This is a genomic window from Rouxiella silvae, from assembly GCF_002093625.1.
Taxonomy (GTDB): Bacteria; Pseudomonadota; Gammaproteobacteria; order Enterobacterales; family Enterobacteriaceae; genus Rouxiella; species Rouxiella silvae.
Map to the genome: position 1 here is coordinate 64,024 of NZ_MRWD01000006.1, position 12,600 is coordinate 76,623.

Here is a 12,600-nt window from a genome sequence, read left to right on the forward strand (position 1 = left end):
ACTCCAAATTCTTCTAAGTTGATCTTCAATGATTAGCGTTAGATAGCTCACGCAGGCGGCTTATTGATTTACCGATAAGCGAAATACTGTAGTCGATCTCTTCTTCTGTCGTGAAGCGCCCTACGGAAAATCGTAGAGAACTGTGCGCCAGCTCGTCATTGATGCCGAGCGCCTTCAGCACGTAGGAAGGTTCCAGGCTGGCCGAGGTACAGGCCGAACCTGAAGATACGGCGAGATCTTTCAGGGTCATAATTAACGATTCTCCATCAACATTGGCAAAGCTGACGTTGAGAATATTGGGTGCCGTGTGCCCTTCACATCCGTTAAGGAACACGTCTTTTATCTGACGAATACCTTGCCACAGGCGGTCACGCAGATGTGACAAACGCAGCGCTTCGTCCGACATTTCGAGCTTGGCAATGCGGTACGCCTCACCCATTCCAACAATTTGATGAACGGGCAACGTCCCCGAACGCATACCGCGCTCGTGTCCACCGCCGTGGATCTGTGCGTCAATGCGCACGCGCGGTTTGCGGCGGACATACAACGCGCCAATGCCTTTCGGACCATAGATTTTATGGGCTGAAAATGACATAAGATCGACTTTTAACTCGGCAAGATCGACCGTAATTTTGCCCACGCTCTGTGTAGCATCAACGTGGAACAGAATATCGCGGCTGCGGCACATTTCACCGATTGCGGCGATGTCCTGAATGACGCCAATTTCATTATTAACATGCATCACCGACACTAAAACGGTGTCTGTGCGTAACGCCTGCTCCAGCTGCTGTAAATCGAGCAGCCCATCGGGTTGAGGGTTCAAATACGTGACCTCAAAGCCTTCTTTTTCCAGTTGCTCGCAGGTATCTAGCACCGCTTTATGCTCGGTAGTCAGCGTAATAATGTGACGGCCTTTGTGCTGGTTAGCCAGCGCCGCACCTTTAATGGCCAGATTATCTGACTCTGTCGCGCCTGAGGTGAAAATCACCTCACGGGAGTCGGCGTTGATAAGCTCGGCAATATTGTTGCGCGCTACGTCTACCGCCTCTTCCGCCTGCCAGCCAAAACGGTGGGAGCGCGAAGCAGGATTACCGAAAGTACCGTCCAGCGTTAAACACTGCATCATCTTTTCGGCTACGCGTGGGTCAACCGGCGTAGTGGCCGAATAATCCAGATAAATCGGTAATTTCATGGCAAGAGTGCTCCGTACTGCGCGTTCTAAGACGAACGTGACAATTTATTATTGTGACTAGTTTAAAACGGCTTTACTGCAGGTTAAAAGGGAAATCATGCCATACGAGGGATAGAGAGCAGAATATGTTTATCCAACCTTATTCTGTCGCTGAATAATGTATAAAACAAAACCGGGCAACAAGGTTGCAATGACGCGGAGTCGTTGCCCTCATTCTACCCGGTTTCTACTGCACCAGACTTGCTGGCGCGATGACGCTGAGCGGTATTAGGCGCGCAGATTCACATTGATGGTTTCTTGTGGACGACCGTTCGGCATGCGGCGCACGTCGTTGTTCTGACGATCGGCCACTTCCAGCACGTCTTGGTTATTAACCAGTTCGCCGATAGTGATGTCATTAAGGAAGTCAGTAATGCGCTCGCTCAGGTCACGCCACAACGTGTGGGTCAGGCAACGTTCACCGCCCTGGCAACCTTCTTTACCCTGACAGCGAGTGGCGTCTACAGATTCATCAACCGCTGTAATTACCGCACCCACAGAGATTTCAACCGCGTCACGACCTAACAAATAACCGCCGCCTGGACCACGGACGCTGGCAACCAGCTCGTGTTTACGCAGACGAGAGAACAGCTGCTCCAGATACGAAAGAGAGATGCCCTGACGTTCAGAGATGTCAGCTAAAGGCACTGGGCCTTCCTGGGAATGCAGTGCTACGTCAAGCATTGCAGTAACAGCATAACGGCCTTTAGATGTCAGTCTCATAACATGATTACCTGTCAGTGAAATTCAAAAATATCAATGGGGGGACAACATGAAAATGAGTCTGACATTCCCGACTAATTTAGTCAACTATTTAACCTAGTAATTTACTCAAGTATTACATGCGCAGTTTAAAGGGGTATTTTCCCTTTAATCAGCCGGCATGTAACACTTTGATAAATAACTTTATAACAGACTTTATAGGCCTATTCTTTTTCGTTATCACTCTTCTCAACAGAGCTTAGAATACCGCGAAGAATGTTAAGTTCTTGCGCTTCAGGATGCGCACGAGTGAATAAACGACGCAGTCTACTCATCACCTGACCCGGATGTTGCTTGCGAATAAACCCGACTTTTAGCAGCACTTGCTCAAGATGTACGTAGAAACGTTCGAGGTCATCAACCAGCGGATAAGGCGTTTCTTCCTGCTCGGTCTGCGGCTTGGCGGCTTCAAGCTGGCTTAACCAGGCAACGCGCACTTCATAGGCAATTAACTGCACCGCCATCGCCAGATTCAGCGAGCTGTATTCCGGATTGGCGGGAATACACACATGATAGTTGCACTTCTGTAGCTCTTCATTGGTTAAACCGACACGTTCACGACCAAACACCAGTGCGACCGGTGAAGAGACGGAGGTTTTAGCGCTAAGCTCGCCGCATTCGCGTGGCTCAAGCATTGGCCAAGGCAAAGTGCGTGAACGCGCACTGGTACCAATGACCAGACTGCAGCCTGCCAAGGCTTCATCCAGCGTGTCGACGATGGTGGCATTACCAATCACGTCGCTGGCACCCGCTGACATCGAAATGGCCTGCGAGTCAGGTTTAACCAGTGGATTTACCAGATAAAGGTTGGATAACCCCATGGTTTTCATAGCGCGGGCGGTGGAGCCCATATTCCCAGTATGGGAAGTTTCAACCAGGACAATACGAATGTTGTGTAGCATACGAACTCTAAGCGTTGCGGAAAATCGCAACAGTTTACCACAAACCAGGACGACGTCATGATTTAGCGGGTACTCCACGAGTGAAACTTGCCAAAGTCATTGGCGTTTACAATAACTATTGCTATACTGCGCGCCGTTTCCCGTTCTTTAACATCCTAGTTGGAAGATATCCATGCATCCGATGCTCACCATCGCCGTGCGCGCTGCGCGCAAGGCCGGTAACCTGATTGCCAAACATTACGAAACGCCAGACTCTGTAGAAGCAACTCAGAAAGGCACTAACGATTTTGTCACTAACGTAGATCGCGATGCAGAGAGCATGATCATCGACGTTATTCGCAAGTCATACCCAAAACACACCATCATCGGCGAAGAATGTGGTGAGTTAGAAGGTGAAGACAAAGACGTACAATGGATTATCGACCCACTGGATGGCACCACCAACTTTGTTAAACGTTTCCCTCATTTTGCTGTTTCTATCGCTGTGCGCATTAAAGGCCGCACCGAAGTTGCCGTAGTCTATGACCCAATGCGTAACGAACTGTTCACCGCTACTCGCGGTCAAGGCGCACAGCTGAACGGCTACCGCCTGCGCGGCACCAACGCGAAAGACCTCGACGGCACCATTCTGGCGACCGGTTTCCCATTCAAAGTCAAACAGCACGCCACCAGCTACATCAATGTAGTGGGCAAACTGTTTACCCAATGTGCAGACTTCCGCCGCACTGGTTCTGCTGCGCTTGACCTGGCCTACGTTGCCGCCGGTCGCGTTGACGGTTTCTTTGAAATCGGTTTGAAACCTTGGGACTTCGCCGGTGGCGAACTGATGGTTCGTGAATCTGGCGGCGTGGTCACTGACTTCGTTGGCGGGCACAATCATTATTCTTCTGGTAACGTTGTTGCCGGTAACCCACGCGTAGTTAAAGGTATTCTGACTGCCATGCGTGATGAACTGCATGACGCTCTGAAGCGTTAATCAGTTAAAAATTTGCACTAAAAAAGGACGCCTCGGCGTCCTTTTTTATTTGCACGTGTCAAAGCTGGAATTTGTGCCTATCGGTGCCCAGTTTCTCCAACCGGTCCCTGACTGACAGAGGAAGGGCCTCGAACCATTGCTGCTCTTTGCCCGGCCCGGGAAGGACCCGCCCGTACTCCACCATGTCCGTCGGCTCAAGCATACACAGGTTGATCCAGACGTTTTCGGCGGGGATCCCTGAAATGCGGCTCACATCGTCAACAATGTGCAGCATCAGTTTTTTGAGCTGCTCTTCCGATCTTCCTGCACGTAAATCGGCACGTATCCAGATATATTCCGTTGTTGCGAGGCCGCCAATGTAACGCTTCAACGCCCCCTCTTCCTCAATAATAACCTGCACGAAAAAAGGCGGTGCACCCGTTGTTTCACAGTGGCGGCCGGTAATGGACGTTGCGATCTCCTGCTTCTGAGCCTCACTCAACGTCCCATTTGGAACAGAACATACGTACGATGGCATGTTTATCTCCTTGGCAGAGCCTTCTGGGAGACAGTTTCCCGCGCCCCGAAGGCTCAGTGATGTTTTAAGACTTGGCGACCAAGACCAGCTTCTGGTTCACAAACTCTTTAATGCCAAGTTCGGACAACTCACGACCATAGCCGGAACGCTTCACGCCGCCGAAAGGCAGCTCGGGGGACGTGCTGGCGAAGGTGTTGATCCAAACCGATCCGGTTTCGATGCGCGACGCCAGCGACTTGGCACGTTCGATATTTTGCGAGAAGACTGCGCCCGCCAAACCATAGCGTGAGTCATTGGCCAGCTCGACCGCCTCGTCATCGTTTTTCACAACGTACACTTGTGCCACCGGGCCGAAGAACTCCTCGAAGTAAGCAGGGTTATCACGTTTGATATGGGTCAATATAGTCGGCTCAAAGAAGTTGCCCTCACCCTCAACAGCCAGGCCGCCCAGGTGCAACGTAGCGCCGTGCGCCAGTGCGCGCTCGACCTGCTTGGACAGGCCCTTCACTGCCTCGGCAGAGGACATCGGCCCAAGTCTGGTGTTTTCGTCAAGCGGATCGCCCATCTTCACGCCCGCCATGCCGGCCGTGAATTTCTGCAGGAACTTGTCGGCTATTTTCTCATGCAGCACGAATCTCTTGGCGCAGATACACTCCTGACCGGAAATGTGCAGGCGTGAGAACACACCGATTTCAACGGCCTTATCAAGATCCGCATCATCGAGCACCACAAAAACGTCATTCCCGCCCATTTCCAGCGTCGATTTCTTCAAATATTTGCCAGCCTGTGCCGCGATTGCGCTGCCTGCGCCCTCAGATCCAGTCATGGCCGCACCCTGCACGCGATCGTCTGCAATAATGTTGGCAACCTGAGTGGAAGTGATAAAGAGATTTTTCCATGCCCCTTTCGGCGCACCGGCCTCGTTGACCAGCTCTTCAAATACGCTCGCGCAGTGCGGCACAATGCTGGCATGTTTAGCAACCACCGGATTGCCCGCGGCAAGCGCCGGTGCAAACACCCGCATCAGTTGGTAATAGGGGAAGTTCCACGGCTCGACGGCGAGCAGAACACCGATCGGATGGTGCTCGACCCACGCCTCACCGAGCGGGGAGTCGATTTTACTCGGGGCCAAGAATTTCTCGGCGTTACGGGCATAGTAACGGGCAATTTCGGCGATAATCCACACTTCATCACGCGCATCAGAGATGAGCTTGCCCATCTCAACCGTAGCAATACGCGCCAGCTCTTCTTTACGTGCATCGATAAGGTCGGCCAAACGTTCCAATACCTGGAGGCGTGGCGCGATTGGCCCCTTGGACCATTCTGATTTGTACAACTTATGAGCCACGTCAAGCGCCGTCTCGATGTCGGCATCGGTGTGGTTCGGATAAGTTTTGATCAGTTCATTAGTGGTGGGATTGATCGTTTGATAAGCCATTTGTGACTCCGGTTTGTGGGATAAAGAAATCCTCTGCGGCCTGCGCTGCAAGGATCGTTGGAGTCATCTTAGGCTTGAGGTGTAAGTGGCAGCAATGTCGTATCTGCAATGTTTTAGGACATAGCAGCAAGGCGGTACCTATGGCCTAAATCATCACTTATGAGGCTTTGTGAATTGAAAGAGGGTCGAGCAGAACACGTGACGACACGGGCATCACGCCGAGTAAGACGCCTCCTTCACAGTACCGATGTTACTCCCCCCGAGATGCGATGTATCGCCTGAGGGGGTTGTCCAAACGCACGTAAAAAAGCCTGTCGCATACGTTCCCGATCGCCAAATCCCGTCTCGCGAGCAATGATCTCTATCGGATGCCGAGTCGTTTCCATCATTAACCTAGCGGCTTCGACGCGGATCCTCTCGATAGCCTTGGCGGGAGACTGCCCGGTCTCTTCGCGGAAAACCCGACTGAACTGACGGGGGCTTAGCATCGCGACGTCGGCCAAGGATTCAACCGACAGGTCTTTACTCAAATTCTCCTGCGCATAAGAAAGGACCCGTTGAACACGATCGGACTTTGCGTCTAATTCAAGCAGAGCCGAAAACTGGGACTGTCCGCCACCTCGGCGTTGGTACACCACGAGTTTGCGTGCAACCATGCGAGCCGTTTCTAATCCGAAGTCTTTTTCCACGATAGCCAAGGCAAGATCGACACCGGCTGTCATGCCCGCCGAGGTCCAGATTTGTCCGTCGACCACGAAGATGCGGTCTTCATCGAGCAGTACATTGGGGTACTGTTTTCTAAACGCGTTAGCATGAAACCAGTGTGTTGTAGCATGCTTGCCGTCAAGCAACCCCGCCGCCGCCAGCACGAATCCGCCGGTACAAACGGCTGCAACGCGTCGGGTTTCGCTGGGCGCCTTGCGTAAATACTCGAGCAGACTGGCCGAAGGAGGCTGGCAATCATTGTCTCCCCCCACAATCAGCGTGTCGTAAGTCAAATCCCGAAGTCGCTCCGTATTGACGGAAAAGTGCTGAGTCGTCATCACCGAAGCCCCGTCCTCAGACACTAAGCGAAAATCATAAACCTGCTCACCGCGAAAGAGATTGGCGTACTCGAAAACACTCGCCACGGCGAGGCCTAGTGCCTGGAAGTTTGGAAAAACAATGAATCCGATAGTGTGCATGGTGGCTCCCGCAAGAGATCGCTTTTTTTTATTATACATACCCTTTACAGGACATTAGCACCTCACTTCGTCGCGGGTTTATCCGCCGAAAGAGCTGCCAAAAAGAATAATGAGCAACATCAATTTGTTACTGCATTTGCCACAAAAACGTTTGGCCGAGCATGGCTTAAATCATTGCATATACGTCATTGATGCTACGGACGGACAAGGTCAAAATTGCGTCTACCCCTCGACACTTCGTCGGGAGAACTTTTTGAAAGGTAAACCTTCATGACATCTTCCAGCACTTCTTTTAAAGGAACAGCATTAATTACCGGTGCATCGGCAGGTATCGGCGCCGTGTATGCCGACCGTCTGGCTAAGCGTGGCTATGACTTGATTCTCGTCGCCCGTAATGCAGAGCGCCTGAAGTCTCTGGCATCTCGTTTGGCTGCGCAAACGGGTCGCTCGGTGAAAACCATTGCCGCAGACCTCAATGACAAGGCCGGACTGTCGGAAATTGAAAGCGTGCTACGTGAGGACGGCAGTATTACCCTGCTGGTAAACAACGCCGGTGTCGGTTCGGTGGCATCGTTGCTCGACAGCAACATCGATGAGATGGAGGCGATGATTTATCTCAATATCACCGCGCTAACCCGTCTGACTTATGCCGTGGCTCCCGCTTTCGCCGCCAGGGCATCGGGCACAATTATTAACATCAGCTCGGCGGTGGGCATTGCGGTTGAGGCATTAAACGGCGTCTACAGCGCCTCAAAGTCCTACGTTCTGAGCTTCGGTCATGCGCTTCAGCGTGACCTCGCCGACAAAGGCGTGCGCATCCAGACTGTACTGCCAGCGGCCACGGCCACCGATTTCTGGGATGTGGCGGGTTATGCCAAACAAAAAGAAGCGGCCAGCACAATGACCGCAGAAGACTTGGTAGATGCAGCGCTGGCCGGTTTAGATCAAGGTGAAAAGGTGACTATCCCTACGCTGCACGACGGCGAAGACTGGACTCGTTGGGAAGCTGAGCGCCGTGCGCTTGCGCCTAAGTTTGCCAATGCCAAGCCCGCTCCGCGCTACGGCATCTCGGACAACAAAGCTTAACGCTCAAGAAGGACGCCTCTGCGTCCTTTTTTATTGTACTTTTAGTGCCCGAACGGCCCCATTCCTCCGCCAAAGGCAGAGGCGCTGCTTTGATAAAGAATCATACCTGCCCCCAATAAGACCAGCCCTCCGGTTAAAGAAAGCAGTGAAAAGGTAAGCTGAGTCCAGATTGACGGCGTTCGATTGACGCTGAGCCTCACCGCCAGTTCGCGGCTGTAAAACACCAAAAAGCCCACCAATGAAACGGTAAGTGAAGTACCAAGCGCCATCACCAACGCAGAAAGCACGCCCCAGGCATATACACCGATCACCTTGGAAAACAGCAGCACCATAATTGCCCCAGAACAGGGCCTGAGTCCCATCGCCAACACGACGGCAATCTGCGTGCGCCAGTCTTTACCCGCTTGTAATTGGCGATCGTCGGGAACGTGCTGATGGCCGCAGCCGCAGTTTTCATGATGCTGGTGGCCTTCGATAATGGGGCTGATACGCTGGATATTCATGCCGTATGAATGAGGTTTGCCGGAAGACCGTGACTTTTTTATCTGCCGAATACCCTGCTTTATCGCCCGCCAGCAAAGGATAATACCCAGCAGCATGACGAGAATAAAGCTGCCCTTCTCCATCCAAAAACTGCTTTGATGAAGCTGGCGTGATGAAAGCTGAAATACCCCCAGTACCAGCGTAACCAGCAATATCGCCACCAGCCCCTGTACTACGGCGGAGGCAAAAGTCAGCCGCAGGCTCGTTTTCAATCGTGAGGGATGGGTGGCGAGATAAGTAGTAATCACCACTTTGCCGTGCCCCGGCCCCACGGCGTGAACCACGCCATAAATTAGACTAAACAGCGTGAGGCTGAGACCGGCCTGCGCAGGATGCGTGCTGACCTGCTGCAAGATAGCGGCCAACTGCTGATGCAGGTCACGCTGCCAGATAATGCTGCTTAATAAAATTCTCGGCCAGTAATGCCAGATAGCCGCGCAGGCCGTTGCCAACAGCAGTAAAAAGATGACCAAAGGCCAGAGGGACAAGGCGCCTCGCCAACTTGAGGTGCCTGACTGAGATAACGGCGAGATATCTTTTACTGACATTGTAGCGTCACCTTTTGAGCAAATTGCTGGCCTAAATCCATGTCTTCCGGCGGTGCATCGGCTTTATCAAGCGATAAGGCATAGGCCTGCAGCGACGAATTGGGCGCAGGGGTAAATAAAGAAAGCTTACAGCTGGCCTGCGCATCGGCTGGAAGATGCAGCGCTTGCGCATCTTTATAGGTCATATCAACGAAATAACTGGGATCGAAGGTCGAAATAATCAACGGTTTTCCGGCCAGTGCGGCAGGCTCTGCTAGCGGAATAACAAATTCCAGCACGGCTTTATTTGCGCTGCGTGAAAGCTGATACTCACTGGGCAGACGCATGTATCGCACAGGTTTGCCGTCGCGATAAACGTCGGTGAAATAGTGCTGCGCCATGACCCGCGCCATCACTTCTGCCGCCAGCTTCTTCCACACTTCTGAACCCGGCGCAGCCTTACCTGCGTCATAAAGCAGATCGGCAGAGGTAATCTCATCCATGGTCCAAACCATTTTAAGGCCCACCAGCGCACTGTCCTTGGTGACCAACGTCGTTTGCATGTCGATAAAACTGTGTGGGTGAGCCAGCGCTGGAGCGGACATTCCCCCCAGCAGCGCAATACCCAGCAGCAGACAGCCTCTCTTAAAAGCGGCATAAGCTGTCATCGGGCGCGGTTTTAGTCTTTCCAAAAGTGTGTCCGAAAGCGAATAATTGACAATATTTGTTATAAAGTAACATCTTAAAACAAATCTATTAACCCAATCACCCTAAATAACTGTGATCTGAGTTGTAAGCCGGTGTAAAACCCCGATCGGCAGCACATTGAAGTACCTATGATTTGCTATGCTATCCTAAGAATTTTCAACATAATGAATACGGAAGGTGATATGAGCCTGGACACCTCCCCTGTGCCTGAGCTCTCCGCTCAACAACGACGCTGCAATCTTTTGTTGATGTTGTATGCGCCATTAGAGGCGGTGCAACTGGAGAACGCGAATCAACTCAATGGCGTAGATCTCCCCACCACGCAAAAAGATATTGCACAGCTTAGCGAAGAAGTTCAGCGCCTGCATCGGCTGAGCATTTACGTGTCTGACACACTGCACTGCCAGCTTGGCGGCAGTCTGCTCGATAAAAGGATTTGTTTGATCAACGGACTGCGACGGGCGATAAGAAGCAGCCCCGAGTTTATCCACCAATATTTTGCTCCGCTGTTAGAACAAACGCTCAGCCAAAAATCCGACGTTGACTACCTTCATTATCAGCAGCAGTTTCCACGCCTGATCGCACGCCTGTCGCAGTTGCTTAATCGCGAATTCAGCGCCCGCGACGAGCAATTTTTGCAGCTCTACTTTCAACTCTGCCTGTGGCAAAACATTGTGCCTACTGAGTTAGCTTTCACCGATGTACAGCGGCAATGGCTGCACGATAAACCTGAATATGCCGCCGCAACGCTCATCTACGACAAGCTGCAAACGCTTTGTGAAGCCAGCATCGCCGAGTGTGAACGGGACTTTTTTGCCCTACTGCTGACGTTAATAAAAAATCACAGCTACGACAGCTCTGGATCGGTTGAGGATCTCAAGCTGATGCGGCAGGTTGAAGAGCTGGTGGCTAATTTTCAAGACGTTTCCGGCATGACCTTCAGCAGCTATGAGGGATTGATAAGCCAGCTTTTTGCCCATCTTGGCCCCGCCATCGAGCGCTGCCGTTTCGATATTACGGTAGACAGTCAGCTGCAAGATGAAGTTAACCGCATGTATCCCCGCCTGATGCGCACCACGCACGATGCGCTGCAGGGATTCAAAACCGCCTATAGCATTAACTTTTCATCCGAAGAAGTGGGGTTGGTGGCGGTGATTTTTGGTGCCTGGCTCATGCAGGGCAATGCGTTGCAGGAGAAACAAATTTTACTGCTGACGCACTCGAATCCTGATTTGGAACAGGCGGTAGAGCAGCAGATCCGCGAAGCGACGCTGATGCCGCTAAACATAAAATATCAAACGCTGGACGAATTTCACCAGCAGGGCGCGCCGAGCGGCGTTTCGATGATAGTCACCCCTTACGCCACCCAAACTATCGATGCCGATCCGCTAATTATCTACACCCAACTTCCTCTCACCAAAGAAGAAAGAAAAAGAATTCGCTCATTGTTAGAAGCACAGTAATTCGTTGCACGCATTGTGTGACCTAGCGCAATTTATCTCTCGGCTCTTCCCATAGACTGATTTTTTACTCATGGAAAGAGCCGAATAAAATGCCACATAATGCAATTCAGAACACAACACATAAAAATATTAATACCATTTCGGCGAGGCTGAGGGAGACGGATAGTTCTTTGCATCCAGAACCGTCGTCGTCACGTCTTGCTGCCCATCATATTAGCAATAGCCATCAACAACCGCATAGTCAGTATGTTCCGACAAAGGCTGATCAATTATCAAATTCAAATTATCAAAAAACCCCTCTCGAATGCGTTATCAAAAGAACGCTCTGCGGATCAATTGGAAAATTTAAAATTTCCCAACAAATAATGAAAAATGAAATACTGGCGCTGCCCATGATAATTTCGGAGGAACATAAAGAATTTATTAATCAGAAAGCGGCGAACTATGCATCCGCATGCGGTTTGAATGAAAGTTATGAGATTGACTATGAAAGTTCAGACTCAGAATCTATCGCGCAAACCACGCGTTATACACCCGATCAAACAGCGACCTTTGATACGGCAAAAAGAAAAGCTTTCTCACCCGACCTTATTGAGATTCAATCAATCACCGGTGAGTTTACTCCTGTTAAGTTAACTTCGGGTCAATCGTTAAAAGAGAGGTGGGCTATGGCTAAAGGCTTGGTGAGTTTTCTAAAAAAATCAACAGATGAAGGACATCTATACCGAGAACCTTTCGAAACATTTAAATTTTTCAACGAAAATCATTTGGAACAAAACCACAAATCTGGAGAAATCAGGTTCTCATTGAAAGGTTATATTTTAAATTGCATGCTAGATAAATATAACCCTTTTGGTAGATCAACGGAAATTACTCATGATATAAAATACGGTGCTGATTTTATCAAGAATGAATATTTGACATATCGCTTTGCTCCAGAGATATTTAGATCATATCCGAAACTTGATAAAGCGATTATTTATTCTTTATCAATAACGCTAGCTGAAATCTTGACCATTGATATCAACGATATAAAGGACGAATTTTCGGTAAAAATAAGCAATCTGCTTGCAGATATGCAACACACTTTTCGCAAAGGAAGACCCGATTTTGAACTTGTGTATAGAGAGTTTTTAGCTCTAAGTGAACAGATGGAGCATGAGATAAAACAAGAAAGCCAGGGCTATGAGTCCCCATTTTTAAACTATTTTAAAAAAAATATCGCGAAGCAATAAGTTAACAGACAAAAAAGTGGGTATAAAA

12 protein-coding genes are annotated in these 12,600 nt (G+C 50.5%); 4 read left to right on the forward strand and 8 right to left on the reverse strand.

Annotated elements, in window-relative coordinates:
* Positions 1 to 25: 25 nt before the first annotated feature.
* The 3 genes from BS639_RS04030 to trmJ all read right to left on the reverse strand — a co-directional run bounded on the left by BS639_RS04030 (position 26) and on the right by trmJ (position 2,895).
* Positions 26 to 1,192: an IscS subfamily cysteine desulfurase gene (locus BS639_RS04030; RefSeq protein ID WP_084982323.1), complete on the reverse strand. Its 1,167-nt coding sequence runs from the start codon at positions 1,190 to 1,192 to the stop codon at positions 26 to 28.
* Positions 1,193 to 1,459: 267 nt separating this feature from the next.
* Positions 1,460 to 1,954, reverse strand: a complete 495-nt coding sequence (gene iscR, locus BS639_RS04035) for a Fe-S cluster assembly transcriptional regulator IscR (RefSeq protein WP_055781471.1) — start codon at positions 1,952 to 1,954, stop codon at positions 1,460 to 1,462.
* A gap of 203 nt (positions 1,955 to 2,157) precedes the next feature.
* Positions 2,158 to 2,895: a tRNA (cytosine(32)/uridine(32)-2'-O)-methyltransferase TrmJ gene (gene trmJ, locus BS639_RS04040; protein WP_055781468.1), complete on the reverse strand. Its 738-nt coding sequence runs from the start codon at positions 2,893 to 2,895 to the stop codon at positions 2,158 to 2,160.
* 172 nt (positions 2,896 to 3,067) lie between these two features.
* Between trmJ and suhB the strand changes: the two genes are divergently transcribed.
* Positions 3,068 to 3,871 carry an inositol-1-monophosphatase gene (gene suhB, locus BS639_RS04045; protein WP_055781466.1) on the forward strand — a complete coding sequence of 268 codons (804 nt, stop codon included), beginning with the start codon at positions 3,068 to 3,070 and terminating at the stop codon, positions 3,869 to 3,871.
* Between the two features lie 58 nt (positions 3,872 to 3,929).
* Here the strand turns inward: suhB and BS639_RS04050 are convergent, their stop codons facing one another.
* The 3 genes from BS639_RS04050 to BS639_RS04060 all read right to left on the reverse strand — a co-directional run bounded on the left by BS639_RS04050 (position 3,930) and on the right by BS639_RS04060 (position 7,010).
* Positions 3,930 to 4,388 carry a tautomerase family protein gene (locus BS639_RS04050; protein ID WP_055781463.1) on the reverse strand — a complete coding sequence of 153 codons (459 nt, stop codon included), beginning with the start codon at positions 4,386 to 4,388 and terminating at the stop codon, positions 3,930 to 3,932.
* 64 nt (positions 4,389 to 4,452) lie between these two features.
* Positions 4,453 to 5,826 (reverse strand): NAD-dependent succinate-semialdehyde dehydrogenase, encoded by a 1,374-nt coding sequence (locus BS639_RS04055; protein WP_084982324.1) that lies wholly within the window; start codon positions 5,824 to 5,826, stop codon positions 4,453 to 4,455.
* Positions 5,827 to 6,062: 236 nt separating this feature from the next.
* On the reverse strand, positions 6,063 to 7,010 hold the full coding sequence (locus BS639_RS04060; protein ID WP_055781457.1) for a GlxA family transcriptional regulator: 948 nt from the start codon (positions 7,008 to 7,010) through the stop codon (positions 6,063 to 6,065).
* A 270-nt stretch (positions 7,011 to 7,280) separates the two neighbouring features.
* Here BS639_RS04060 and BS639_RS04065 point away from each other — a divergent pair, with 270 nt between their 5' ends.
* Positions 7,281 to 8,096, forward strand: coding sequence for an SDR family NAD(P)-dependent oxidoreductase (locus tag BS639_RS04065; protein ID WP_055781455.1), 816 nt, complete (start codon positions 7,281 to 7,283; stop codon positions 8,094 to 8,096).
* A gap of 41 nt (positions 8,097 to 8,137) precedes the next feature.
* Here the strand turns inward: BS639_RS04065 and BS639_RS04070 are convergent, their stop codons facing one another.
* Positions 8,138 to 9,187: a nickel/cobalt transporter gene (locus BS639_RS04070; RefSeq protein ID WP_139804036.1), complete on the reverse strand. Its 1,050-nt coding sequence runs from the start codon at positions 9,185 to 9,187 to the stop codon at positions 8,138 to 8,140.
* The gene (locus BS639_RS04075) at positions 9,178 to 9,834 is read right to left on the reverse strand and encodes a DUF1007 family protein (RefSeq protein WP_084982325.1); all 657 of its coding nucleotides are present in this window, start codon (positions 9,832 to 9,834) and stop codon (positions 9,178 to 9,180) included. Before BS639_RS04075 ends, BS639_RS04070 begins: the two co-directional genes overlap by 10 nt.
* 222 nt (positions 9,835 to 10,056) lie before the next feature.
* Between BS639_RS04075 and csiE the strand changes: the two genes are divergently transcribed.
* Together csiE and BS639_RS04085 are read left to right on the forward strand one after the other, a co-directional pair.
* The gene (gene csiE / locus BS639_RS04080) at positions 10,057 to 11,337 is read left to right on the forward strand and encodes a stationary phase inducible protein CsiE (RefSeq protein ID WP_055781448.1); all 1,281 of its coding nucleotides are present in this window, start codon (positions 10,057 to 10,059) and stop codon (positions 11,335 to 11,337) included.
* 89 nt (positions 11,338 to 11,426) lie between these two features.
* Complete coding sequence (locus BS639_RS04085) at positions 11,427 to 12,572, forward strand: hypothetical protein (protein WP_084982326.1); 1,146 nt, start codon at positions 11,427 to 11,429, stop codon at positions 12,570 to 12,572.
* The last annotated feature ends 28 nt before the right edge of the window (positions 12,573 to 12,600 follow it).